Here is a 26,724-nt window from a genome sequence, read left to right on the forward strand (position 1 = left end):
CCCCATAAAAATCTCTATACCTTAATTATACAAAAAAGACTGCCAGCAAACCCGAAGTTTTTCGAATTTGTCGACAGTCTGAGACTCCCAAAAAGGGAGTTCTTTTATATTTATTAAGTTAATTCAGTTTTTAAGGTAAATTCCCAGTTGAGATTGTGAATCGGTTCACTTCAACTAAAGGGTGCAAGAGTTAAAGATCGGAGCTACCATATTGGTGGCTTTTTTTTATTGGACTAACGGGGCAGTATAGTTGAATAAAGGTATAAAAAAAACATGAATGTAGGCTTTTTTTCATAACTATATTTTTGGGGTGATAAAATGCCAAGAGTAAATTATCGAAGTTATGAAGTGGACGAAATGGCAAGGATGATGAGAGCAGAGGCTGAAGGTGAAGGAAAGCAAGGAATGTTATATGTTGGAAATGTAATAGTAAATCGGTGTGTAGCAACCTGTTTAGACTTCAAAGATGTAAGAACTATTCATGATGTAATATTTCAAGTACAAGGTGGAAATTATTCTTTTGAAGCAGTTCAAAAAGGAAATGTTTTTTATCAAAGAGCAAGAACATCTGAAAAAAGATTAGCAAAACAAAATTTGAATTATTGGAGAGATTACCCAGCGAAATTTGCACTATGGTATTTTAATCCACATGGTCCATGTCCTCCAACATGGTACGGTCAACCTCATACTGGTCAATTTAAAGAACATTGTTTTTATGAACCAAAACCTGGAACATGTGATAGTGTTTATAGCGGTTAAGCTTACTCTTTGAGTAAGCTTTTTTCATGTTCGGAATATTTACACAAAATAAACCTTTAGTAATAGTTTTATACAAGAAAACAAGATTGTGAAATATTGTACTTAAGCTAACGAAGCATTTAGTTAAAGAAGAAATAATCTTCTATATCGCTCTATTGCAATATAATTTCATTTTTTTCGGATGTGCTATTGTAAAACCACTGATGAAACAAAGAATGGTTTATTTAAAAACAAAACCATCCTATTATGGATGGTTAAGGAAAATGGACCTGATTTTTCATATAATATCATATTATAATCTTCAGAAAATGAATCTGGGTTGATTTATCATATTTAAGAAAAGCGCTTACAATTTATTGCTGTTTGTACTGAGGTTCTTCACTTTGAATTTCTTGAAGACGTGGTTCAAGACTATCAAGAACCTGTTGTGTTTATTGTGCTGCCTGTTGATAAAGCTGCTTGGCATTTTGGTTATCGGTTGCTAAAGCGAAGCCTTCAAAGCTCGCTTGTGCACTTTTTAAACCTGCTAGTGCTTGTTGAACTTGTTTTCCAACTGTCATTGGTTAATCATTCTTTCGTATGATTTTGAATTTCGAAAGTAGTATGTGGAAATTATTATTAGCTTATGTAAAAAGATTAAGCAAGAATGTACATTCCAATCGGCGGCATAGAAAACCAATCAATAGGTGGAAGAGTTTAAAGCCTTTCTCCAATATGTATTGGGAAATTTACCAATTTTAACAAAATGCAAAACCATCCTAAAAAAGGATGGTTAAATAAAATGGGCAAATTTTATTTTATATCTTAATAAAATTGTACGCTAAATATTACTAGGAAATTAACACAATATTGATTAGCACCAAAAAGCACCCAAAGGATGACTTATAAGAAATTAATAAATAAGGTATGGCGGATAATATGGATATGGATACCAGTAAACATATCTATAAGGACCATATAAACCAATAGACCGCCCAATACTCCACCCAGTAATCCTGTTAGAAAGGGGTTTCTAAGATAGGGTCTTCAAAAAAATGGAGGTCTCCAGAAAATAGGAGGTCTCCAAAAAAAAGGTCTTAGAAAAGTCGGTCTAATGAAAATTGGTCTCCTTATAATTCGTTCATCTGTATTTGTTATATCTATTTGTTGTGGCATAACCTGTACTTCTGAATTCATAAAAACAGTCCTCATTTCTTTTTGCTATTAAGAATATGCGTTTATATCCCGTTTCTTGTGCTTATATCATTGTTTTTAATAATTCCAACCATTAATGTCAAGCCAAGTTTTCAATAAAACAAAGGACCACACGTTACTTTTATTGAGGTATTTGGAAACCCTTCAATATCAAAAAAGAGAAAAACATGGGTACCAATTGTTTTCGTTAATCCCAGGGTTATATGTTATAAACTTGTTACTAATTGCACATTTTAAAAGGTAAAAGAGGGTGCTTATTTTGGGATGGATTTTTGGACTTTATTTATTAAATACTGTTTTTATGATAATTATGGCGATTCGAGAGGTACGGCGACCAGCAGTGGCTTTAAATTGGATAACCATTAGTTTTATATTCCCTGTAATTGGATTTGGGCTTTATTTAATTACATCAAATCCCATACGTATGAAACGCCGTAAAAAGCCGACTTCTACTTCTAACGAATCAGACACGCTGCCTGATTCCCTTGGCGGTTCAGCTCAGGTGATTGTACAAGCATTGAAACATTTGACCGTGGATGGATTGAGGACTGGTCATGTACAGGTGCTCATAAATGGGATTAAAACCTATGATCTACTAATGGAATCTATACAGAACGCCAAAAAAACGGTTGACCTGGAATATTACATATATAAAGACGACCAAATTGGAAGGCGTATTACGGACTTACTGATTGAACGGTCATTGGACGGTGTGAATATCCGTTTTATAAGAGACGGTTGGGGGAGCAGAAAATTATCTAAAACTCAGATTTTTCGGATGATGGATGCAGGAATAGAATGTCGGACTATTTTTCCTTTACGTCCCCCTTGGATTTTTTCAACTTTGAATAACCGGGATCATTGTAAGATTGTTCTAATCGACGGTAGGGAAGCTTTTACCGGTGGGATTAATATTGGGGATGAATATACCGGATTAAAGCCAAATGTAGGACACTGGCGTGACACTCATGTAAGAGTAGTGGGTGAAGCTTCATCTGATTTGAAAATGATCTTCGAAGACCATTGGAATATTGCTTCACCAGAACAAATAAATACAAAATCTAGAATGAAAACAAAAACTGCAAAAGATGGTTCCCCCATCACTCCTAAAACCAGCTTATCAAACCCATTTACCATGTTGACAGAATGGAGCACCGAGTTGGGGACTATTGAAGAAACAAACGCGAATGAAGTTCCGACCAATGGGATGCACCAAGCCTATGTACAGACAGTGGAAGGCAATCCTGGTATTCCTACGCCAGTTATTAGGCAGGCTTACTTTATCGGGATAACACAAGCCACAAAGACTGTTGATATCACCACACCCTACTTTGTACCAGATCAAGATATTATTATGGGACTTAAGACAGCAGTTGAACGTGGAGTACGTGTAAGACTGCTGGTTCCTCGTCAAGGGGATCAAAAAATCGTAGAACATGCAAGTTTTACTTATTACGGAGAGTTGTTGGAAGCAGGGGTTCATATCTACCTATATAACAAAGGCATGCTGCACGCGAAGTCGATGGTTATCGATGGGGAAGTAGCGGAAGTAGGAGCAGCAAACTATGATATGAGAAGTTTTCGCTTAAATTACGAAGTTTGTGAATTTTTTTACAGTAAAGACGTAGCAAAAGACCTTACAGAACAATTTGAGCGGGACCTACATGATTCTGTCTCTTTACAAATGGAGGATATATGTCAGCGCTCTCCTTTACAGAGGTTAATGCAGCAGGGTGCCCGTCTCCTTTTTCCGTTGTTGTAGCCATTAACATAGTATCAAATTTGGGAATACAGAATTGGAAGAGAGATTACTGGTTTATTTTTAAGTTGTTATATAATAATTGTGAAAGGTTTCACTTAAACTAACGGGTGCGTTAATAGAATAAGATATGTATTTAAATAAGGCTTAATATACAAGACTTTATTCATAAAGTGTATATTAAGCCTTATTTTCCATTCGAAAAATATACAGCCATTTGCGACATTTCTTAATTGCCAAATACAGTGTAACTTCATTTCCTTGGAATTTGTCGAAAAGGGACATGGCGACAGTATCTTATGTATAAATTCAAGTGTAGTTATCCTCATAGACCCAAGTGTGGAACAAATACAAGCAATTCACAAAATGAGGCAAGAGACCGTCCCCATGCATCATCGACAAGTTTTTATTGGTAACCTAACTTCAACCGTAGTACCTTCATTTTCTTTACTTTTTACTTTTATTGACCCATTATGTTCCCGAACAATTCTAAAACATATCATTAAACCTAAACCAGTACCTTTTTCTTTATTACTATAGAACGGCTCACCTAATTTTTGAATTCGCTGCTCACTTACTCCAATTCCATTATCGATTATTTTTATTAGGACATTTTTTCCTTCAATACTGCCTTGGATTTCTACAAACCCATTTTTAGGAATTGCTTCAATGCTGTTTTTAATAATATTAATGAAAACTTGTTTTATTTGGTTTGTATCACACATAATCTGAGGAAGGTTTGGTTTATACTCTTGGAAAAGTTCTACATTTTTCAAATTTGCTTCTGGTTTTAATAATGTCACAACATCTTTAAGTAAAGTTTTGATATTAACCTTTTTTAATTGAATTTCCTTTGGTTTGGCAAGACTAATAAATTTTTCGAGAATTTCCTCAACTTGTTTAAATTCTTTGGAAATTATTTCGAAAAATTCTTTTCCCATGATTCCTTCCTCTATAAGTTGAATGAATCCCTTTATTGAAGTTAAAGGGTTTCTAATTTCATGTGCAACACCTGCAGCAAGTTGACCCACAACTGATAATTTCTCTGATTTTGAGAGCTGTTCCTCCATTTCCCTTTTTTCAGTAATGTCTCTCCCCACTACTATAAAATGTTCGGGTTCGCCATTTTCTCCAAGGACTGGGGTACCTAGTCCATCAAATAATACCGATTTCCCATTAATGTTTAAAAAACGAGCTTCCATCCTTAATGGAGCCATAGAATTTAGTACATGTTCAAATCCCATGATCACGTTTTGTTTGTCGTCAGGATGTATTAAATCAAACGAGCTTTTACCTACATATGTTTTTAATGGATTACCCATTACTTTTCCAAGTGAAGGTGATGCGTACAAAATCATTCCATTCATGTCCAGTAATATTACTATGTCCGTCATGTTTTCAGCAATCAGTCGATATTTAGCTTCGCTTTCTTGTAAAGCTCTCTCCGCTTTTTTTCGTTTTGTTATATCAATACATGAACCAATCACCTGGATTACTACTCCCGCCTTTTTAATAGGACGTAAAGTTGTAAGATAATTAATTCCATTTAACTCGTCCTCATAAGTAACAAATTCTTCTCCTTCCCATGCCCTCCTATAGTAGGCAGTTTTATCAATTGCATTTCGATAAGGTAGAAAATCTTCTAACTCTTTTCCTATCACTTGAGAAGGAAGTATTCCAAAACGGTATAATAATTCCCCGTCACACTGTGTATGAATAAAACGATTTTTAATTTTTTTATATTTAAATATCATCCCTTGCTGCAAACGAATAGTATCTTTCAACTCTCTTTGGGCAGATTTCAATAATTCATCCATCAACATTTGATGGTTTAGATCCTTTGGAATCCCATGTTCTACAACTATTTTTTCAATTTCAAACCGTTTTTCTTCTAATTGATAAGGTGTTAATGGCTTACTTAAGAAATACCCTTGACCTTCATCACATATATGCTGTTGTAGAAAAACCAGTTGCTCCTTTGTTTCAATTCCTTCTGCCACTACATTTATATTTAAATTATGAGCCATTGAGATAATGGTTTTAACCATGGTTTCATCATTCGGGTTGTTTCGAAGTTCATTAACAAAACACTGGTCAATCTTTAGGGTATCAACAGGCAGTTTTTTTAAATAGCTTAATGAACAGAAACCTGTACCAAAATCATCAATACTTACCCGTACACCAATCTTTTTAAGCTGTTGAAACATAGAAATTGTACGGTCAATATCGACTGTCATAGTTTCAGTAATCTCAATTTCTAAAAAGTGTGGCTCTAATCCTGTTTTTTGAAGAATCGATTCAATAGTATCAATTATATTAGTTTGATTGAATTGAATAGCTGATAAATTGACGGAAACAACTGTTGAAAAACCCTGTTGTTGCCATGTTTTAGTTTGTTTACAAGCAGCATTCAAAGCCCATTCTCCAATAGATAAAATTAATCCTGTCTCTTCAGCAATAGGTATAAATGTTCCTGGTGATACTATTCCCCAAACAGGGTGGTCCCAACGAATTAATGCCTCAACACCCACAATTTTCCCCGTTTTTAAATCGACTTTAGGTTGATAGTGAAGTAATAACTGATTATTTTTTATCGCCTGATGGAGCTCAATCTCTATTTTTAAAGAGTCTAGTCTCCCTTCATTCTCATCAAAGGCGTAGAACTTATATTTATTTCTACCCTCTTTTTTTGCTTGATACATCGCATTTTCTGCATGTCTTATTAAAAACTCTTCACTTTGTCCATCCTTAGGAAACTGACTAACCCCAACACAAATAGAAATTTTTATGTCATACCCATTTATACAAAATGGACTTGAAAATGATTCAATTATCCGTTCAATCAAAGGAGAAATTTCATTTTCTTCAAGTTTTTCCAGCGTTACTAGAAACTCATCTCCAGAGTATCGAGCTATGATACCAAATTGATTTATTTCTTTCTTTAGTTGTCTGGAAATTTGATTTAATAACTGATCACCTACCTCATGACCGTATATATCATTAACAATTTTAAAATTATTAATGTCTATAAATAAAACGGCAAATAAACCCGCAAAAGATTGGGATTGTAACTTGCGTTTTATGTATTTATTAAAGTAAAAACGGTTCGGTATTTCTGTTATAACATCGTAATTAGCTAAAAAATTAATTTTTTGAAACACTTTCTTTTGTTCTGTAATATCTCTAAAAAACACAGACAAGCCTTCCTCAGAAGGAAATGCCCTTATTTCATACCATTTATTGTTAAAATACTCTTCGAATTCTACAGGAACCTGTTCTGACAATGACTTTCTATATCGTGTTACAAATTTATGCAAGTCACTGTGCGGTAATACATTATAAATATATTGTCCAATCGCATTTTCACGTTTAATTTGTAAAAGTTTTTCTGTAACATTATTTATATATTCAAATTTTAATTCATTATTTAACGAATAAAACGCATCAGAAATTCGCTCTAAAATATCCTGAGTATTGTTTATATTGCTCAAGGTGATCTCCTTTCGTTAGCTCCTAATATAAAAATTAAATTATTCACTAATATAATATACAGTTTTTCCATTGCAAGGAGAAATTTAATATAATCCATCTATTTTTAAAATACCCTAACCTCATGATGTTTTTTCTCTCTTCAACTAACTGTCCTTATATACAGTATCAACAACAAAAACTTGATATGGTACACCCTTTATCATTGTTTATATGTATCCATAGAATAGGCGTTTTAGGACTTGACATGGAACCTCTCTGGGTACGATTTGTCTAGACAGGCTGAAATAATATCAGTTGGACAACAATACTGGTTAAATAGCAAAGAAGCAATCACGTCCAGTCAAGAACTGGACCATTATCTTGCTATTTGTCAAAGATGTTGCACAAGAGAAAACCGTATATAATAAAAATCAGCCAGTTTCTAGAGCAGATTTTTTAATTAAAGTAAGTGTTTGTTAAAGTTCAATTATTCATAAATTATAGTCAAAAAATTAATTTAAAGGGATAATTTCACAATTAAAACTAAGAATAGAGAGGATATAAAATTCTAAGGATGATGTTTATGTTTTTAGTTCTCCTTTCAGTAATCATTTTCAATACTGTTGTATGGTTTATGCCCAAAAATATTTCTCGAATTGAATTGTATACAACTTCGTTATTCGCAATAGTGTTACAACTAAGTGCAGATATATTTTTGAGTTTTAAATTCAAATTGTACTGGTATTTCAATAAAGGAGTAGACACAGAGACATTTCTGGTCATTTTTGGTTTATATCCACAGGTAAATATGATGTTTCTTAATTTTTTTCCATATAATAAAAGACTTTTTTCGAAGATAATGTATATTTTGGGTTGGTCTGTTTTTGCAGTATTTTACGAATTTCTTATAGTTCATTCAAATGTTTTTAAGTACGGTGGTTGGAAGCTATGGTATTCGATTCCTATTTATCCTGTATTATATATAACTTTACTATTCAATCATTTATTTGTTAAACAATTAATGAAATCTAAAACATAATTGTGTTGCATTTACTAAATGCGTAATATTTGTTCTTGTACTAGCCTGCCTCGTTAGCTTAACAAGAAAAAGCCACCAAAAGGTGGCAGCCAGACTTAAATTTCAAGTATCAGTTAGTGTAATAAATTTGATGCATGGGGACGGTTCTTGTGCATCATTTTTGTCGTTTTCAGTCCATGCGACTAAGATGGAACCTGAACCGGAACCACGGTGTGGGACAAGAGAACCGTCCCTATGCATCCCAATTCAATTGTCGTTATCCTCATAACCCGAGCGCTGAACTAAACCGGCATTCGCAAAATGGGACAAGAGATCCGTCCCTATGCATCACGAAAATTGACTCTATTTAATAATCAAATTAACATAAATTAAAAAGTTAAGACTGGATAGGGGCCAGATAGGATGAAAAGGGTTGGAATTGTTGGCGGGGTCGGACCAGAAGCAACGGTGGATTATTACCAATCCATTATTTCTAAATTTCAAGAAAAGATAGGTAGTAAAGAAGACTTACCGGAACTCTTTATTAACAGCATTAATATGTACAAGATGTTTCGTTTCCTTACAAATGGACAGACAGAAGAGGTCATTCATTACTTAACCGATGCTGTTCAAAATTAGAAAGGGTTGGGGCTGATTTTGTATTCATGTGTGGAAACACACCACATATAGTTTTTGACCAAATTCAGCAAAAAGTCCAGGTTCCTATGATCAGTATTGTAGAAGAAACATGCAATTATCATCAATTCCAGAAAATGTTCCAATTTACATATGGGTATCTGAAAATGCACATGAACATACAGCTCTTCTTTTTACAATGTATTTGTTGCGGGAACAAAAAATCAACATTTCAATCATTGATACTGCAAAATTGTATAGAGAATTGTATAAAAAAAAGGCTAAGAGGTATGTACCCGTATTTTCGGGTGAAATAATTGAAGAAGAATTACAAACCATATATAAATATAGCCAAGAAAACAAGCAGATTTTATCAGACATAGAGCGTAAGCATTTTGAAAAAGAGTGGTTAGACCTCTCAAACAATTTCGCTACATTAAGAATATGGGAAAACGGAGAAATAAAAGTTGTAGCTGAAAACTACTACGATGATTTTATAATTGAAAAAGCTAAGAAGCTGATTGGGAAGAAAAAGGGGTTTCTTATGTGTGCAAGATTAGTCGGTGAAGTTTATGGACATATTCTTCAATATATCGGTGACAGCTTTTTGGAATATAGGGTTAGGAAATTAATTGAAAAGGGAATTTTTGAATATAAAGGTAGCCTAGAAGCAATGCGTTATTACAGTATTAAATTTAAGAAATGTTCTTCTGGAGGGAAGCACTAAAAATGCTTCTCTGTTTTGTGGTAAATTCATAACAACTTAAAATAGTATGTGAAGAAATGTACTTAAACTAACGGTGCAAGAGTTAAACAAAGGTTGCTGCAGCAGCGTCTTGTTTTCTTATTGAACTTACGAAACAGGATAGTTAAATAAGGTATTTACAATTGCAAAGATGAATTATATATATCCCCAAAAAAGTATTCTTTTCTATTGATTTTAGAGGATTTTGAGTATTTTTTTAACTTGATGTGCATTTGATGCTACCTTAATATAAACAAGTGCAAAAGTTTCTAAATAAGAGGTGTAATTATGAAGTTTGATGAGTTTACAGTTGGACAGGTGTTTGAAACTAAGTCCTTCAAAATGACAAAAGCGGATATTATGAGATTTGCAGGAGAATTTGATCCTCAATATATGCATTTAGATGAGGAAAAAGCAAAGCAGGGGAGATTTGATGGAATCATCGCTTCCGGACTACATACATTAAGCATTTCAGTAAGGCTTTGGATTGAACAAGGTATCTATGGTGATGATATCATCGCTGGAACAGGCATGAATAATTTGAAATTTATAAAACCGGTGTATCCTGGTGATGAATTGTATACCATCGCCGAGGTTATCGATAAGAAAGAGACGAAGAATGAATCGGGAATCATTACTGTATTGTTATCTACTTACAACGATAAAGAAGATAAAGTATTAGAAGTAGACCTGTCGGGTTTGATTAAGCGATGATGTGTTGTAATTGAAAATAAGTGAAATAATCTACACAAGTCAATTACGGCTTATGGGTTGAGTATTTTCGTAATTACATTTTTGGAAAGGGTCTTATTCCACTAACGGAGTGCTTTACCACAATAACAAATAAAATTAAAAAGCCTAAATTATGCAAGTTTATATATAATACTTGTTCAATTTAGGCTTTTTTAGATTCATAAAACATACTGCCATAAACAGCATTTCTTAATTGCCAAAAACATTTTTGAACCATCTTAAGTTGTTTTCCATCCGCAGAAGCCATAAAGGTAAGTTCACTTCTTTGGAACTTATTATAAAAATCCCGATATAAAAAATCCGCTTGATCTTTTGTCAGACAAGACTGCTTCGGGCACAGGCAGCATACCTCGGTTCCCCATTACCCCTCATAACACCCATCATCCTTAACGTCTCCTGAAAAAATAAAGCTGAATATGGTACTCTTGAACTTTTTCCTATAAGAGCTGTCTATTAAATCGATTCCTGCTACTTCACAAAAATCCGCTTGCCTATTTTTATGGAATCGTCTTTCAAAAACAAAGAAATCTATTACATGAGGATTTAAATGAAATTGAATGTAAGGACAATAAGTCAGCATACAACCCCTAGGGATATTCAGATAGTACGAGCCCAGTGTTTGATTAATTAACCAATATTATCTTGGGTAATTTTCATAATCCACCTTGAATTCCCAATTAAAACAATGTTCGCTTCGACTGGCATTCCAGGTGGACCTGGACGAACAGGGAAATCCTGTTCTAAAAACCAAAACATTCAGCAACATCAAAATGGAATCGACTGTTGACCAGTTATTCCAAGTTGCAACAGCCATTTCTGCTTTATGCAATGACCCGCTTAACAAGGTAGAACGAAGCGACAGTACTGAACTAACTGCGTAACGGAAGCTAAGGGGTGATTCTCGTGATTCAAATGGTGCACGGGGACGGTTCTGGTAATCTAAAAAAGCTATTCATGCTATGAATCAACGAAGCTTCAAACCAATCAAGCAGGAGGATTGGAAAAAATTGAAGCAAAAGGACCGTCCCCATTTCTCAAAGAAGGGAGGTGAATAGAATGGCAAAAACATTGGAATTAATGTTTGGTACGGAGTTTGGAAAGACCGCCCGTATAGCAGTGGACAATCCGAAGGAACCAGTTGATGAGGCTGCTGTCAAACAAGCGATGGAACAGATCATTGCTGCAGATGTATTTACATCGGCCAGCGGCAGATATGTTGCTTCAAAAGGTGCAAGAGTCATCGACCGCAACGTAGTTGAGTATGAAATTGTTTAGTAGATTATTAGGTATCGAATTTGCAGGGCAATTTGGTCAAATCGATATGTTCTAAGGGAGAGGCCGGATTCTTTTACGAAACCGGCCTCTTTTAAAATATGATTAGGAAAGGAGAGAATTTGCCGTGGAACAAATCATCTCATTTATCAATGAGGTCGGCTTCCCTATCGTTGTCACCCTATATCTTCTATATCGAATAGAATCCAAGCTTGATTTAGTCGTCCAGTCGATACAGGGCCTCCCTGAGCGAATGAAGGGGTGATCATCATACCGCCCTTTGGTAATCCCGAAATGATTAAAGCCAACTACCTTTTCTACGGGGCAGTTGGCTTTAATCTATAAAATGAAAATCCCCTCTGTCCGCCCCAAAACTTCTCTAGCCCAATGGATAAAAATGATGCACGAGAACCGTCTCCGTGCATCTATTCTTATTGTATTTGTTCGAAATTCAAAAAAACCCATCCATATTTGTATTTTGAAGCGAAAATGTGTGGGTTTGGGGTTCTTTTTGGTGTTGAAAGTGAATTAGTGGAGTTCGATGAAATGAGGGATTCCCGTTATGGTAGAGGTACCCGGGAATACATTGGCAAAGCGCGCTTTCCTGAAAGGAACGTCCGTTGGAGAGCTTTGATCAGATTGCAGAACAATATAAACCAATGATTCATAAAATCATCAGCTCCCTTCACCTATACGAAGACAAGGGTGAGTTTTATCAGCATGCCCTGATTGCCCTTTGGGAGGTTAGCCAGCGATTTAATCCCGAAAAGGGGGATATCACTAACTATGCTTATACGTTTATCAGAGGTCGCCTGCTCGTGGAACTGAAAAAAATTGCGTTAGCCAAGGAACGATGTGTTTGCACGGAGGAGGAATTCAGGAGGATAGCTGGTGATTTCCAAACAGACAGAACCTTGGAAAGAGAAATCCTATTATCCTATTGCGAAATGCTTACCCCAAATCAACAGAAGTGGCTATTGTACACCTTCTGGGATGTGCTTTCTATTAAAGAAATCGCCGAACTAGAAAAAGTCACGGTATCGGCTGTAAAGCAATGGCGGAAAGGGGCGCGTGAGAAAATAAAGGTTGTAATAAATGAATTGATTTGATGGAATGTTACGCCTACGCGTACCACTTATAAAGTGCCGTTATGTTACTTTTTCTTTAGAGTACTTTGATTGGTGGTTGGCAATCTATGGCTAAAAAAGTAAGGGTAAAAATAGGTGAATTAGCTAATAGACATAATATTTCAGTAAGAGAATTATCGCGTCTATCTGATGTACGCCATGCAGCTTTAAGTGAATTGGCCAATCAAAAAAGGACACGAATTGAGTTTAGCCATATCGAACGGAGTGAGCACTGATGTGTTTGCCTTTTTAATATGTCTCGTATAAACCCGTTATGGTAAATATGGAATAAAATATTGTGAAGTCTTTCACTTAAACTCAGGTGCGTTAGTGAAAGACTGGATTATAGGGAGGTCAGTCCGTTTAATAAATTTTACATATTTTGTAAATAATACATATCAGAAAAATTCGGGGCTGATATTATGCATTTAATATTCAACAGTTTATTTTTTATTGCAGGAATAAAATGGGGTGACTGGAGAAATTGGAGGAAATACCATTCCACGATTTTGTTCTTATGGTTTGGCGATTTGCTTTATAATTTCCTTTGCTACGACTACAAAATGTGGGAATATAAGGAGAGTATATTCGGATTAAATTTGCTGCCAAATCATACTATTATTACCTTGTTAATCATGTTTGTTGCTTATCCATCAAGTGTCTTAATATATCTGGGAAAATTCCCAAAGGATAAAATTAAAATTGTGTTTTGGGTATTATTTTGGGTAGCTTTATTTTCAATAATAGAATACATTAATTTGCAATATTTAAACTTAATAACCCATCATAATGGATGGACAATAGGATGGTCAGTTTTATTTAATGCTATTATTTTCCCTATGCTAATACTACATTATAGATACCCAATAGTTGCTTTACTAATCTCTATTCCGATTGTTTTCTTTTTTGTAATTTATTTTAATGTTCCAATATTCTAATTTTCAGGTTAACACTAATTAAGTTCATGTTAAATTAACGGGGGCTTCCGTTGAAAATAGGGTTGCTGCGGCAGCCTTCTTTTTAATTGAAGGCAGTTTACTTGAAGAAGGAATACCATTAGAATGGATTGTAAGAAAATTCAAAAAGAGGGTAAGGAGTGTTTGCTTATAAATATAAGAGCTTAATGGAGGATTTAATATGATATGCACCCTCAAATAGAACCTTTTCGATTAATGGGGATGGCTTTTTTTCGATTTTATAATCAAATCTTTAAAATGCTTTTTGTTTCACTCAATACTCGACTGTCATTAATTCGTAATTTTGACGGCATAAAATTGTTCCACACGATAGATAACGTCCTTGGTTGCAGCACGGGGTCACCTTTCGGATCAATATCTGTTTACAAAGTCTTCATGCCTAAAGAACGCTGTTGGAACGATCACCGTGTTCATCATTCTTGGAACATATTTAGTAGGGGGTCATCTGGAAGTGGGGTTAGGCTACTCGGTGGTTTGATGTCCGCTTCAACCATGTCTGCGTGTCTGAAAAAGACAGTAGGATCAGCAACTGATAATGTTACACCGCCAGGGGCTGATGTACCAGCGATTACCTCCACACTGAGTTGGTTTTTCAGCTCATCTCGACCGATATTTCCGAAAAATGAAAATCGAATATAAAATCCAGCAGGGTTCCCAGCATTAAGGGGCTTAAAGCTGTGTGCAGGAACGATCACTTTAAATAAATGGGGGGGTTCAATCTCTTTTTGAACTCCCGTAGTAGTAACAGGGAATTGGGTTCTTTCACCGAGTAAATACGTGGTGAGTGGTTTATCGGTTGGATTTTTCCAGAGAATAAACAACGTGTTGTTGGGGCTGCCACTTTGGTTAGTCAACGGAACCAAAAATGCTCCAGTCGATATTGCCTTCATTCAATCACTTCCTTTTCATATACTGGCTTATTATATGCATGGTGGTACAAGCTGTGTAGTACAACTATCAAGGTGTTAAAAAAAAATATAGGAAACTACTTTGCACGGTGGACATCATAAGAAAGACTATAACAATAACTGTTTACTACAACACTTTGGATATTTAGGTTAAAACATGAAATTTTGTACTTAAGCTAACGGGTGCTATATCACAATAAGGAATAAAATTAAAGAGAAGGAGAGGAACATGATGAAATGTCCAAAAAAATGTGCTGAAACGCCTAATTTGGACAACATAAATATAACGATATTTTTTGAATAAAAATGCTGAAAAACTGGACATTCTAGCCTGTCAAAAAGTTTTTCCAAAATGATATGAAAATAGCAATTGAACATTTTTATTGTCAAAAAGAGGACAACTTGTATCATCAAATTTTGGAAAGAATAGCTTAGTAGTACCACTATAAAATTCTTATACTAATAGGGTAGAGATAGGGGTGTTTAGGTTGGCTAATTTCCTTCCACTTGGTAATTTTAATAACAGGAAGTTCTGTTCCATTAAAAGTCGTGGTATCCAATACTCCTTTTGCTTCAATCCATGTATCTTCTGAAAGTGAAGAAGCCTCCGGAATCTCAGATAAAAAACCAATAATTCCGGCATCCGCAACACAATGGGTAATTAAAAATCGCGCGATGACAAGCTGGTTCTGTTTAAACCCGGCTTCTTTAAAGACAAATCCTTTTAATTCAATTTCCTTTCCTTTGAATTTTTGGATGTCTGTATGGATTTCATCATAGTAAGCCGCATAAACATCATCGTTCAACTCAATAGTCGTACTTCCTATTAAGTTTTGTTTTAATTGTTCATATTCTTCCTTTGAAATTTCCTTGGAACTTCCGATTTCTTCAGGATCCACAGCAGGAAATTCCTGAATATTAGTCTCTTTCTTTTCCTCTTTTAAGTTCCTTTGATTTGTTAAAACAGCCATACCTCCTTTTTTATCCGCAATGGAGGCATCAAGCACCTTGGCGGGAAGGAGGAAACCAGCAGCTAACGGAAAAACAATGACTAAATAAGCGATTAGTTTTCTTGTGTTAAATGGCGAATCGCCATGGTCATGACTGCAGTCATGGTCATCCTGATTACAATGGTGATGGTGTTCCTTAGCGGTCCAAATCCGTGTGACTTGAATAAAAAACAAAATTAAAAATAATACGGAAGCGAATTGGCTCAATCCTTCGTATTTAGGGTTAATGAACTTGGTCATTTCACCTGAAAAATGGAGTTTAAAAAGCATTACTGAAAAAGCGAGCAAAATAAACGCTCTAATCGCCTGTTGAACATGGAATTTCACGTTTTTCCCCCCTTATATAAAGCCCTGCACAAGCATAATTGTAATAAAAACAGTAGAAATGATGAATGCCAAAACACCGATAACGAACTTTACACGGAATACGCTTAGCATCATAAGAGTATTTTTTAAATCCATCATCGGGCCGAAAATTAAGAAACTTAATATCGCAGAAGTAGGGAAAATACTGCTGAAAGAAGCACCGATAAAGGCATCTGCCTCCGAACATAGAGATAAAACATAGGCCAAGCCCATCATAATGGCAATGGAGGACACCGTTCCACTTCCGGCTTCTAACAGAGCTTTTGCCGGCAGGTAGGTTTGTACAAACGCAGCTAAAAAAGCACCGATTATCAAATATTTTCCCATATCAAAAAACTCATCAATGGAATGGATTAGCATGTCCCAAAATCTTTTTGAAAAAGCTTCCTTTTTTGAATGTGAGTGGGAATGCGTTGTGAGAGTGGAAGATTTTAATTGATGTCCCTTAAAAAACAAGCTGACAAGAAATGCTGTTATGATTGCAATAAAAAAACCTAAACCCATCCGCAAACTGGCAATTTTAACATCGTTTCCAAAAGCCATGTAAGTAGAAGCAATTACAATTGGATTAATAAGCGGGCCTGTCAACATAAATCCGATAGCAGCATGTATGGGCACCCCTTTTCCAACAAGCCGGCGAACAATGGGAACAATACCGCATTCACAGGCAGGGAAAAGGGCACCAATCACACAACTCATCATGATAGCCAAAAACCGATTTTTTGGAATCCAACGTCTTATATGCTCTTCTGTTACAAAGACTTGGATCATACCAGCGATAAGAACTCCGATTAAAACAAAAGGGAGAGCCTCTATTAAAATACTTAGAAAAATCGTGTTGAGATTCAGCAAAGAAGGAGAAAGCTTGAAGGGCAGTTGAAAGTGAACGCTGAAGGAAAGCAGCATGAGTGCCAAGCCAATGAAGACCATTCCTGTAAAGTCTATGATATGATTGCGAAGAATTCGATTCATAAAAACCTCCAATAAATAGATTTTTCCATATACACTATAATCACTTTTGATAGTTTATGAATATGTATGGAAGCAATCCCTGTCATACAATATCAGGGATTGCTTCCTTTCCTACTCATTTAAAGCGGTCTTAAGCGTTTTTAAATTCTTGCGCATGATGCTGAAGTAGTCATCATTTTGTTTCATATTTTCCTTTGTTATGGACTCAAGATTATGAAGGGTAAGCGACCTTGCACCTAATTCCTGTTGAATGGTTTTTGCTACCTTTGATGAGACATTTTGCTCAAAAATAACATAATGGATGTTATGCTCTGTTGACTCTTGAATGATGGCCTGTAATTGTTTCTGGGTAGGATCTTGAGTAGGGGATAGGCCTGCAATAGCAATCTCTTCAATCCCATATCGCTTTTCCCAATATCCGTAGGCAGCATGTGCCACTAGTAAGTATTTCGTTTTTGAGCTCTCAATCGTCGTCTTAAATTCTTGATCAAGCTTTTCTAACTCGTCTTTTAGCTGATTAAAATTGGTTTCAAATTCTGCCTTGTGTTCTGGCATCAATTCACTTAATGAGTTTTTAATATTATTGGCTAGATCAATGGCAAGGATTGGATCTAACCAGACATGGGGATCCACATCTCCATGATGATGTTCATCTTCGTGGTGTTCACTAGACTCACTGTTTTCAGCTTGATGTTCCTCGGCATGTCCATGTTCATCCTCGTGGTGTTCACTATCAGAATGACCATTGTCGCCATCATGTTGATGTTCATCACTGGAATCTATTAGTTCAAGTCCTTCACCAGCTTTTAAAATTTGGACATCTTCTTTTCTTAATGCTTCAGCTGCCTTTTCTGCAAACCCTTCAATCCCAACTCCCGTATAGATAAATAAATCGGAGTTTGCCAGATTGACCATGTCTTTTGTTGAAGGATCGTACGAATGAGCATCCACATTCGGAGGGTAAATGCTTTTCACATCGACAAACTCACCGCCAATTTTTTTAGTAAAATCCTCAAGCGGATAAATAGTGGTATAGACCGTTAATTTGTCATTATCTTTTTTATCCGCATTTGTACTTACAGTTTTGCTGTTTCCGCAACCGGATATTATCAGACTTAACAAGAGAACAGAAGCGGAAACAAATCGATTAATCTTCATTTTTTAACTCCAATCTAATATAAATCGTAACCATTACGTTTTAAACTCTATAATATTTTTATGAATTTGTAAATGAAAATATGAATCTTTTATTTCAACAATCATTTTCTAGGTAAGAAAAATTTTTCAGAAGGAGCTTGCATTCTTTATCAATTTTTTATACGATACTAATCGTAACTATTACGATTTAAAGAATGAATTGCTTTAAGTTAAGAGGAGAAGGGTATGTATATCTTACAAATCGGAATGATTTGGATTTAAAAACGAGGTGAAGATATGACGAAAAAAATACCGGTTACAGTGCTCAGTGGTTATTTGGGTTCCGGGAAAATAACTTTATTAAACCATGTATTAACAAATCGCGAGAATAAAAAGATTGCAGTCATTGTCAATGATATGAGTGAAGTGAATATCGATGCTGCAATGATTAAACAGGGAGGATTTTCACGAACCGATGAAAAATTGGTCGAAATGCAAAACGGCTGTATTTGCTGTACGTTAAGAGAGGATTTAATGATCGAGGTCGAAAGGCTTGTTCAATTCGGAGATATTGATTATATCCTGATTGAATCCTCCGGAATTTCTGAGCCGATACCTGTTGCGCAAACCTTTACATATGTTGATGAAAATCTGGGAATAAACATATCCGATTTTTGCAGGCTGGATACGATGGTGACGGTAGTCGATGCGTATCGGTTTTGGCATGATTTTTCATCAGGTGAAAGTCTTCTTGATCGAAAGCAAGGAGCAGATGAGTCAGACACACGTGAAGTCGTTGAATTATTAATTGATCAAATTGAGTTTGCGAATGTGTTGGTCTTAAACAAGATTGATTTAGTGGAGAAAGATAGTGTAAGTAAGCTAAAATTCATTTTACAAAAGCTGAATCCGGAGGCAAGAATAATCGAAAGTGCTTACTCAAAAGTAGCACTAGATGAAATTTTGGATACCAATTTATTTGATTTTGAAGAAGCCAGTCAAGGGGCAGGGTGGATCAAGGAATTAACGGAGGAGCATACGCCTGAAACGGAGGAGTATGGTATTTCATCCTTTGTCTATCGTAGAAGGAAACCGTTTCGCCCTGAAAGATGGATGCAATGGTTAGAGGATTGGCCGGTGGAAGTTGTTCGGGCGAAAGGCTTCTTTTGGCTGCCGACTCGTAATGATTTGACTGGGATGCTGTCGCAAGCAGGACCATCAATTATGCTGCAGGGTGCAGGAGAATGGCTGGCATCCTATCCTGAGCATGAAAAGAAGCAAATTCTGTTGGAAGAACCAGAGCTTTTGGAAAATTGGGATGAAGAGTTTGGTGATCGAATGATAGAGCTCGTTTTTATCGGTGTTAATATGAACCGAGATGAAATCGAGTCTTCATTAGACCAATGCTTATTAACAGAAGAGGAAATAAAAATGGACTGGGAGGTCTTTAACGATCCTCTTCCAGCGTTTACAGTTTCAGGATAAATTAAATCACCCCAGGAGGAACTAAAAATGAGAGTAAAAATCACGTTAGCATGTACAGAAACAGGGGACCGTAATTACATTACGACCAAAAATAAGCGAAACAACCCAGACCGAATTGAACTGATGAAATACTCCCCGCGTTTAAAGAGACGTACTTTACATCGTGAAACAAAATAATCATCGATAGAAGGAAACCCTTAAGCTCAACTTAAGGGTCTCCTTTTAAATAAAGGGAATATCCGGCAGGCATCCATTGCTAAAATAGCTACACAAATGTAAATGATGCTTCACCAACCCAAGTAAACACTAATTTCACAAAATAAATATCTGGCACTAATCAGGAGGTTTAATTTATTATTGCAAATGTCTACTCAATTTTAATGCCTTCATCAAACACATAGGGCTGCTGCGGAGCAGTAATTTTTGAAAGTTGGTCAATTTTTATAACGGGAATTGTCTCCCCATTGAATTGGGTTTGCTCAATTTTACCTGTTACTTGAACCCATTTATCCTTCGGCAATGTAGCTACATCTCCTTTTGCCATCATTCCATATACCGAAGCATCGGCAACACAACATGTGATTCCAAATCGAGCAACAATTATCTGGTTTTGCATAAATTCTTTTTCCCGATACACAAATCCTTTTGTGGTTACCGTTTTTCCAATCATCGCATTTAGATTATCTTGAATAATGTTCATTATGTTTACATACTGGTTATCGTCTATATTAATGATATTAGCCTTTAATATTTTATTCTTCAACGCATCATATTCTTTTTGAGTTAAAGGCTCAGGTTGATTATCAAGTACACTTTGTGTGCTATTTGATGTATTAGATTCATTGGTATTAGATGATGATTGTAAATTTGAACTGTTATTTATAGGTTTATTTTGTTCAGTCGGTTGAGAGGTAGCTCCCAATATAATTGTTCTATTCATTGCAACAGAGCTGCCCAAAACATTGTTCGAGAAAAGAAATCCTGTGGATATAGGAAGAATAAACAATAAATAAAGAAAGACACTTTTCCCGAAAGAGGAAGGATAGGTATGTTCCCCGTCACAATCACAATGATAAGAGTGAGCCTTCCCTGAAGTTCCTCTTATAATCAAAAGAACTCCAAGAATAAGGCATACAAAGAGAGTAAAGTAAATAAATCGAATCATTTTTGGTGCGATTAATAGAGATATATTATTCGTTAGAAGTAATTTAAATAAAAGTAACATAAATCCAATCAAAATGATTCCCCTGATTAGATGATGAAAAGAAAAATCTTGGATTTTATTTGGTCTCATTATTGGACACCCCTTTTATAAAAAAATTAGCTGAAAAATATATACGGAAAAATAGACGACAAGAGGAGTTACCAATAGTAGGTATATGACAAACTTTTTCTTAAAATAACCAAATAACATTAAGGTGTTTTTTATGTCAATCATAGGACCGAAAACAAGAAACGCAAGGATGGAACCTTCTGTAAAACTGGAACCAAATGACGAGGCGACAAAGGCATCTGCTGAAGAACATACAGAAAGGACGTATCCTAGTCCCATCATAGCCATTGGTGCAAAGGTTGTGCTTGTCCCTATTGATAAGAGAACATTTCGATCTAAGAAAGCTTGAAATAAACTTGCAAGAAATGCACCTATGAATAAATACTTCCCTGTATCAAATAATTCATCACTTGCATGATAGAGTGTTTCTAAAAGTTTATTTCCACCACTTTGGTGGTGGTGATGATTATGGTGATGGTCTTCCTTCTGAACTTTAAGAATATTTTCACCTTTAAAGCGTCTGTAAATGATTAATCCAATAATAATGGAACTTATAAATCCTACAAACATCCTTGAATTGGCTACATAAGGTGTGCTTTTAAATGCAAAATAAGTAGACGCATAAACGACAGGGTTTAAGATTGGAGCACTAAGCATAAATACAATACCTACATGTGAAGGCATTCCTTTTTTTATTAATCTTCGAACGACAGGAACGATAGCACACTCACATATGGGAAAGATTATTCCAAGTAAAGCAGCAGGTATAAGGGCTAGATAGGCATTACGGGGCAAAACCCTTCGGATTACATTTTCGGAAACAAATGATTGGATAATAGCTGATACAAATACCCCCAGTAAAATAAAAGGAATAGCTTCTAAAATAATACTTAGAAAAATGGTGTTTACATTAAAGAATGTACTTGGGATTCTAGTAAAAAAAGAAGTGTTTTTTAGCTCCTCCGCAAAGAGAAATAGAAAAAGGAATAAACAAAATAATAGAAAAACGAGACTATCTTTAAACATCTTATATATTATGGTCACAGCAAATCTACCTCCTCAAATCTATTATTCCTATCATATGGATATGCGATTATGAGTTGTTTATTTCATTAAAATTTGATGATTGACATGAATAAAAAATCGTTATAAGATTTAATTCGTAATAATTACGATTTGTATATTACTTATAATCTAAAATAATACAAAATAATTATTCACTTTAAATCGTAATAATTCCTAATTAAAGATAACTTTGGAGGGAAATGAACATGAAAAGACTTTTAGCCCCATTAATTATTTTTCTAATAATGGCAAGTGGCTGCTCAAACACAGCTTCAACGAAAAGCGAAAAAAATACCGAAGGATCTAATAAATTGCAGATTGTCACTACTTTTTATCCTATGTATTATTTCACCCAAAAAGTAGCTGGCAGCTCAGCAAATGTTGAACTATTGATACCAAGTGGAGTAGAGCCACATGATTGGGAACCAACTGTAAAGGATATGGCTAAAATTCAAGACGCAGATGTGTTTATTTATAATAGCCACTACTTCGAAACTTGGACTGAAAAAGCATTAAAGAGTATTGATGATTCAAATTTAAAGGTTGTAGAGGCTTCAAAAGGTATTGAATTGATGAATGCATTAGAATCAGAGGAAGAGGAGGATCATGACCATTCGGGACATGCATCATCTAAAGATCCTCATGTTTGGCTTTCTCCAGTGTTAGCTCAGCAAGAGGTTGACACTATAGCGAAGGCTCTAGAACAGGTGGACCCAAACAATAAAGAACAGTATGAAAAAAATGCAGCAAATTTAAAATCTGAACTTGCCGATTTAGATTATTTATACAAAGAGACTATTGATAATGCTAAGAATAAGGAATTTGTTACCCAACATGCAGCATTTGGCTATTTAGCGAAACAATATGGATTAACACAAATTCCTATCGCAGGATTATCACCTGATGTAGAACCTACGTTAGGAAAAATGGCTGAATTAACGGAATTGACAAAAAAGAAAAACATAAAGATTATCTATTTTGAGGAACTTACCTCTTCAAAAGTGGCAGAGACGTTAGCAAAAGAAATCGGTGCTAAAACGGAGGTTTTAAATCCATTAGAAGGGTTAACGAAGGATGAGCAAGAACAAGGGTTAGACTATATTGGTGTTATGAAAAAAAATCTTGAGGCACTAAAACTATCAATATTAGAGTAAAATGACAAGGCTAGGATATAGATTCTAGCCTTTTTATTATCCGAAAATGTAACTTTTAATAAACATTACCTCATTACATTTATTTGCTTTATCGATATTTAATCGAAACTTAAGTTTGCAGAATCTTAACATTAATCGTTAAATCAACCATTACGCATGCTTCAGTTGTGTTTGGCTTACATGCTTGACCAAATTGAAAGGGTAAAGAAGGCATATCAAGAGAACCAAACTTATTAAACTCCCTCAGTTAAATACGATTTTCTCTCGAATACTCGCTTATTCGCAGGATTTCATAACCATTGATATAGGAATAACAATTGAATGGAATGAGATCAGATTATTATGGCTTCGCGAAGACATAGTTAAATAGAGGAGTAAGGTGCAACTCCACAATTTACCATATAATGTACATACTCCACGCCGCCCCTGGAGGCTTTCCCTCCCATGTCTCAACGGGTCAATTGCCCTATCATTCCTTCGTCATGCCTATCCAAGGGGTGGAGGCCAGTTTTGCTAACGGAATGGGTCTGTGCCCTTGTGTCGAATAATTCTGGTACTCGTACATATTTGAAATCCTACGAATAAGCCAACATTCGGTATATTTTGCTAGATTATTTATTTCAAGGGGACGAATAATCTTCAATACTGTAATTTATTAGGCTGCCAACGGTGAAAATGGTTTGACCATATCAGGACAATAGGATTCATTTCGTCTAGATATACCTACAAAAATCCTTGCCAACTTGCCGATTAACTTCATAATCGATTTCATTTTCTTCATTTTTTTTATCTTAACATTATGAGAATGTAATGTTTGAAATTCCGGGTTATTCATCACAAGGCTCATCGTTGCTAAGTAAAGGAATCGTCGCAGTCTCGACCTTCCGCGTTTAGAAATGACAATCTGGCCTTTCCACTTTCCTGAACTTGCCTCAGCTAGATGCAATCCCGCATGCCTTAGTAGAGAATTACCGTGGGAGAAACCACTTAAATCTCCAGCCTCACCTAAAATACCAGCCAAAGATATTTCACTAATTCCTTTGATAGTAAGCAGTTTCTTAGCGAAAGGAATTTTGTTTAATGCTTCGGTAACTTGTTGTTCAACTCTTTCGAGTTGTGTTACAGCTAAATCATATTCCTCTAATAACTGTTCTAAATGAAATTTATAAGCATCAAGTGCTTGTCTAGTACCGACAGATTTCTTAGCTAATTGAAGGAGTAATAGAGCCTTTTTTAAACCAGGCTGCCTCTTCATTATTGATTTCCAACCTGTGATGACATTATGAGGTTGCATAGTTTCTAATTCCATTGGGGTTGGGAATAATCGAAGGGTTGCGATCGCCCCTTTACCTTTAATATCTTTGAATACCTGTCGTAGTTCTGGGAAAACAATATCTACCCAACGATTTAATTGATTAATAGAACTGACGAGGCGTTTAACAACTACATCACGGTTAGACATAAGAACCCTAAGTTTTTCGAACGATTCAGATGTGTGCCTAACTTCAGAATAGTAACCGTTCTTTACCATGTCAGCGATAACTAAGGCATCTTTTTTATCACTTTTTGATTGAGTATTATCACGATTTTCTTTATTTTTTTTTACTAAATGTGGGTTTACCGTTACCACTTCAATACCTTGATTAGAAATCCATTTTGAAAGATTGGTCCAGTAGTGTCCAGTTGGTTCCATCCCAACAATTGCTTCATCTAGGTTGTTTAATCTTTGAAGATTTTTAATCCATTTGAGTAAACTAGCAAATCCTTCTTCATTATTATTGAATGTAAGTGGATCTCCGATGACAATTCCACGGAAATTTACGGCTCTGGCCACGTGAAATTGTTGGGCTATATCCACACCAACAACAAGATGTTTAACGGAAATTCTTTCTATCAGTTGATTTTGTTTGGTTTGCATTTTAAACTTCATAATAGGGTTCCTCCTAAAGTTGTGAGTTAGAGTGGTGTCTATACTCATATCTTACTGAGGAGCCCTATTTTTTTCAAAGTCGAAAAATAACGACCTACAGGAATGCTAACGGGGGCTATAGTTGAAGATTGGGGGTTGCTGCGGCAGCCCTTTTTGTTGTTCTGCTAACGTGGCAGTTTAATTTAAGTGTTATTATTCACAATCTTTATTATTAAATGTCCTTTTCCTCCACTCAAAAAGACTCCCACCACATGAAAAAAGAGAATGAATTCAATTATGAAATCATCCCCTCAAATAGTTTGAATATACTTTTACTGATATTATTCATCAATGACTCGCTAAACGTTTTTCAAAATCCGCCTTAAACAACAGAATAGCATCAATATTTACAGCAAAATCGTGGTCACTGATATTAAAATTAGTTATAAACTCGTCAGACTTCTTACGAACCATAATTGTCGGACGGATATTATCTCCAATAGCGTCCTTAGTTACAGCACTTNATTCGCATAATTGAACCATAAAATCTTCAGTAAGCTTAATGGTTTTTCCATGCTGACCATCAACAGATATATCAGCATATCCATACCAAATATTCCTGCTTGTATACTTCCCATCATTTGAAGTGTTTGTTTCATCAAACAAAATCTTCATTTCATTACCCTCCGTTAGGATAAAATTTCTTCAAACTATTATACACCAATTAGAAAATGTAAAATAGCTTGCCGTTAGTCTCACTAAACTTGTAAGAGTTAGGCAAGCTAACATCATGGTAGGGTTCCTCCTAAAGTTGTGAGTTATTTTGAACTGGCTTCTTAGATTATAGGAAGAGTGAGCAAGTCAACTAACGGGTGCATTACTGGAACAACGGTAATGCTTTTTCTTATTGAAGTAACGGTACAGGTTTGTTGAATAAGGTTATTTTACATAAAAAAATATCTTAAGGGAAAAATAAGAAAAAAGAGTTTCATAAATAAATGATGATTTATTAGTAACCATAATCGGAACATAAGGACAGGGTTCCTGTTGATTTATAAATTGATTAGGTTTGTATATAGGCTAAACTTTTTTAAAAGTATAGGAAAGGATAGTAATTAATGCACATTGCTATTGCGGTATTAACCATTATGGCTTCCTTTAAGTGGGGAAACTGGAAAAACTGGAGAGAATACCATGCCAGTATGTTTTTTATTTCCACGGGCGGTTTGCTGTACGAATATATTGTAAAGGAAAATACCTTATGGAAGTTCCACCCAGATTTCTTATATGGACATGAAATGGTCGTGATTGTTTATGCTGTAATTACGATGCCTGTTAGTATCTTTTTATTTCTTTCCCATTTTCCAGAAAGATGGTTGCAACGACTTTTTTACATATTACTTTGGTGTGGAATTTACATTTCCGTTGAGTGGATATTGGATGTGTCAGGAAGAATCTCATATCAGAATGGATGGAAATTTTGGTATTCTTTTTTATTTGATATTGTCATGTTTTCAGTAATTGCACTGCATCAATATAAACCCTTCAAAGCTTATATCATTTCTATATTTATAATCATCTTTTTAATATCCTACTTTGATATTCCTTTTACATTTGCTAAATAACTCTAAAATCATTTAACGGTACTTGTAAACTAGCGGAGTGTGTTTCTGTATTATCAGTAACGCTTTTTCACTAAAGGTGCAGAATAGTTGAACAAGACAAAGGGTGGAC

25 protein-coding genes and 1 pseudogene are annotated in these 26,724 nt (G+C 35.3%); 16 read left to right on the forward strand and 10 right to left on the reverse strand.

The annotated features are described in order from the left end of the window. Nucleotides 1-318: 318 nt before the first annotated feature. Nucleotides 319-759, forward strand: a complete 441-nt coding sequence (locus ACFPA1_RS22000; RefSeq protein WP_213146170.1) for a cell wall hydrolase — start codon at nt 319-321, stop codon at nt 757-759. 353 nt (nt 760-1,112) lie between these two features. On the opposite strand, the pseudogene ACFPA1_RS22005 reads toward ACFPA1_RS22000, so the two are convergent. Further along, a pseudogene (locus tag ACFPA1_RS22005) lies at nt 1,113-1,319 on the reverse strand (DUF1657 domain-containing protein). A gap of 893 nt (nt 1,320-2,212) precedes the next feature. Between ACFPA1_RS22005 and ACFPA1_RS22010 the strand changes: the two are divergent. Next, on the forward strand, nt 2,213-3,715 hold the full coding sequence (locus ACFPA1_RS22010) for a phospholipase D-like domain-containing protein (RefSeq protein ID WP_378585583.1): 1,503 nt from the start codon (nt 2,213-2,215) through the stop codon (nt 3,713-3,715). A gap of 389 nt (nt 3,716-4,104) precedes the next feature. On the opposite strand, the gene ACFPA1_RS22015 is transcribed toward ACFPA1_RS22010, so the two are convergent. After that, nucleotides 4,105-7,203, reverse strand: coding sequence for an EAL domain-containing protein (locus tag ACFPA1_RS22015; RefSeq protein WP_378585585.1), 3,099 nt, complete (start codon nt 7,201-7,203; stop codon nt 4,105-4,107). A gap of 614 nt (nt 7,204-7,817) precedes the next feature. On the opposite strand from ACFPA1_RS22015, the gene ACFPA1_RS22020 reads away from it, so the two are divergent. From ACFPA1_RS22020 to ACFPA1_RS22065, 10 genes are all read left to right on the forward strand, one after another. Beyond that, nucleotides 7,818-8,222, forward strand: a complete 405-nt coding sequence (locus tag ACFPA1_RS22020; RefSeq protein ID WP_378585696.1) for a CBO0543 family protein — start codon at nt 7,818-7,820, stop codon at nt 8,220-8,222. A gap of 402 nt (nt 8,223-8,624) precedes the next feature. Continuing rightward, on the forward strand, nt 8,625-8,840 hold the full coding sequence (locus tag ACFPA1_RS22025; RefSeq protein ID WP_378585588.1) for a hypothetical protein: 216 nt from the start codon (nt 8,625-8,627) through the stop codon (nt 8,838-8,840). Between the two features lie 109 nt (nt 8,841-8,949). Then, complete coding sequence (locus tag ACFPA1_RS22030) at nt 8,950-9,564, forward strand: DUF3658 domain-containing protein (RefSeq protein ID WP_378585590.1); 615 nt, start codon at nt 8,950-8,952, stop codon at nt 9,562-9,564. 306 nt (nt 9,565-9,870) lie between these two features. Next, nucleotides 9,871-10,296, forward strand: a complete 426-nt coding sequence (locus ACFPA1_RS22035; protein ID WP_027323056.1) for a MaoC family dehydratase — start codon at nt 9,871-9,873, stop codon at nt 10,294-10,296. Between the two features lie 704 nt (nt 10,297-11,000). Beyond that, nucleotides 11,001-11,216: a DUF1659 domain-containing protein gene (locus ACFPA1_RS22040; protein ID WP_378585593.1), complete on the forward strand. Its 216-nt coding sequence runs from the start codon at nt 11,001-11,003 to the stop codon at nt 11,214-11,216. A 175-nt stretch (nt 11,217-11,391) separates the two neighbouring features. Continuing rightward, on the forward strand, nt 11,392-11,610 hold the full coding sequence (locus tag ACFPA1_RS22045; RefSeq protein ID WP_378585596.1) for a DUF2922 domain-containing protein: 219 nt from the start codon (nt 11,392-11,394) through the stop codon (nt 11,608-11,610). Between the two features lie 124 nt (nt 11,611-11,734). Continuing rightward, entirely contained in the window at nt 11,735-11,872 is a 138-nt protein-coding gene (locus ACFPA1_RS22050; protein WP_217033350.1) for a YvrJ family protein, read from the forward strand. Nucleotides 11,873-12,227: 355 nt separating this feature from the next. Next, nucleotides 12,228-12,716, forward strand: a complete 489-nt coding sequence (locus ACFPA1_RS22055; RefSeq protein WP_378585599.1) for a sigma-70 family RNA polymerase sigma factor — start codon at nt 12,228-12,230, stop codon at nt 12,714-12,716. 86 nt (nt 12,717-12,802) lie between these two features. Next, the gene (locus ACFPA1_RS22060; RefSeq protein ID WP_378585602.1) at nt 12,803-12,970 is read left to right on the forward strand and encodes a helix-turn-helix domain-containing protein; all 168 of its coding nucleotides are present in this window, start codon (nt 12,803-12,805) and stop codon (nt 12,968-12,970) included. 186 nt (nt 12,971-13,156) lie between these two features. Beyond that, nucleotides 13,157-13,672 carry a CBO0543 family protein gene (locus tag ACFPA1_RS22065; RefSeq protein WP_378585604.1) on the forward strand — a complete coding sequence of 172 codons (516 nt, stop codon included), beginning with the start codon at nt 13,157-13,159 and terminating at the stop codon, nt 13,670-13,672. Between the two features lie 452 nt (nt 13,673-14,124). On the opposite strand, the gene ACFPA1_RS22070 is transcribed toward ACFPA1_RS22065, so the two are convergent. From ACFPA1_RS22070 to ACFPA1_RS22085, 4 genes are all read right to left on the reverse strand, one after another. After that, nucleotides 14,125-14,601, reverse strand: coding sequence for a hypothetical protein (locus ACFPA1_RS22070; RefSeq protein WP_378585607.1), 477 nt, complete (start codon nt 14,599-14,601; stop codon nt 14,125-14,127). Nucleotides 14,602-15,062: 461 nt separating this feature from the next. Next, nucleotides 15,063-15,956, reverse strand: a complete 894-nt coding sequence (locus ACFPA1_RS22075) for a TIGR03943 family putative permease subunit (protein WP_378585609.1) — start codon at nt 15,954-15,956, stop codon at nt 15,063-15,065. A gap of 12 nt (nt 15,957-15,968) precedes the next feature. Next, the gene (locus ACFPA1_RS22080; protein ID WP_378585612.1) at nt 15,969-16,967 is read right to left on the reverse strand and encodes a permease; all 999 of its coding nucleotides are present in this window, start codon (nt 16,965-16,967) and stop codon (nt 15,969-15,971) included. A 111-nt stretch (nt 16,968-17,078) separates the two neighbouring features. Next, on the reverse strand, nt 17,079-18,125 hold the full coding sequence (locus ACFPA1_RS22085) for a metal ABC transporter substrate-binding protein (RefSeq protein WP_378585615.1): 1,047 nt from the start codon (nt 18,123-18,125) through the stop codon (nt 17,079-17,081). Nucleotides 18,126-18,401: 276 nt separating this feature from the next. Here ACFPA1_RS22085 and ACFPA1_RS22090 point away from each other — a divergent pair, with 276 nt between their 5' ends. Next, nucleotides 18,402-19,589, forward strand: coding sequence for a GTP-binding protein (locus tag ACFPA1_RS22090; protein WP_378585617.1), 1,188 nt, complete (start codon nt 18,402-18,404; stop codon nt 19,587-19,589). Between the two features lie 27 nt (nt 19,590-19,616). Then, entirely contained in the window at nt 19,617-19,766 is a 150-nt protein-coding gene (gene rpmG, locus ACFPA1_RS22095; RefSeq protein WP_088090954.1) for a 50S ribosomal protein L33, read from the forward strand. A gap of 190 nt (nt 19,767-19,956) precedes the next feature. On the opposite strand, the gene ACFPA1_RS22100 is transcribed toward rpmG, so the two are convergent. Continuing rightward, the gene (locus tag ACFPA1_RS22100; protein ID WP_378585621.1) at nt 19,957-20,883 is read right to left on the reverse strand and encodes a TIGR03943 family putative permease subunit; all 927 of its coding nucleotides are present in this window, start codon (nt 20,881-20,883) and stop codon (nt 19,957-19,959) included. 15 nt (nt 20,884-20,898) lie between these two features. Further along, nucleotides 20,899-21,888, reverse strand: a complete 990-nt coding sequence (locus ACFPA1_RS22105; RefSeq protein ID WP_378585623.1) for a permease — start codon at nt 21,886-21,888, stop codon at nt 20,899-20,901. Nucleotides 21,889-22,133: 245 nt separating this feature from the next. On the opposite strand from ACFPA1_RS22105, the gene ACFPA1_RS22110 reads away from it, so the two are divergent. Further along, nucleotides 22,134-23,081 carry a metal ABC transporter substrate-binding protein gene (locus tag ACFPA1_RS22110; protein WP_378585625.1) on the forward strand — a complete coding sequence of 316 codons (948 nt, stop codon included), beginning with the start codon at nt 22,134-22,136 and terminating at the stop codon, nt 23,079-23,081. A 655-nt stretch (nt 23,082-23,736) separates the two neighbouring features. Here ACFPA1_RS22110 and ACFPA1_RS22115 read toward each other — a convergent pair. Then, nucleotides 23,737-25,011: an IS110 family transposase gene (locus ACFPA1_RS22115; protein WP_378585627.1), complete on the reverse strand. Its 1,275-nt coding sequence runs from the start codon at nt 25,009-25,011 to the stop codon at nt 23,737-23,739. A 327-nt stretch (nt 25,012-25,338) separates the two neighbouring features. Further along, nucleotides 25,339-25,665, reverse strand: coding sequence for a hypothetical protein (locus tag ACFPA1_RS22120; RefSeq protein WP_378585629.1), 327 nt, complete (start codon nt 25,663-25,665; stop codon nt 25,339-25,341). 443 nt (nt 25,666-26,108) lie between these two features. Between ACFPA1_RS22120 and ACFPA1_RS22125 the strand changes: the two genes are divergently transcribed. After that, nucleotides 26,109-26,615 (forward strand): CBO0543 family protein, encoded by a 507-nt coding sequence (locus ACFPA1_RS22125; protein ID WP_378585632.1) that lies wholly within the window; start codon nt 26,109-26,111, stop codon nt 26,613-26,615. Nucleotides 26,616-26,724: the final 109 nt, after the last annotated feature.

Origin of the sequence: Neobacillus sp. GCM10023253 (genome assembly GCF_042653105.1) — a bacterium.
Classification (GTDB): domain Bacteria; phylum Bacillota; class Bacilli; order Bacillales; family Cytobacillaceae; genus Neobacillus; species Neobacillus citreus.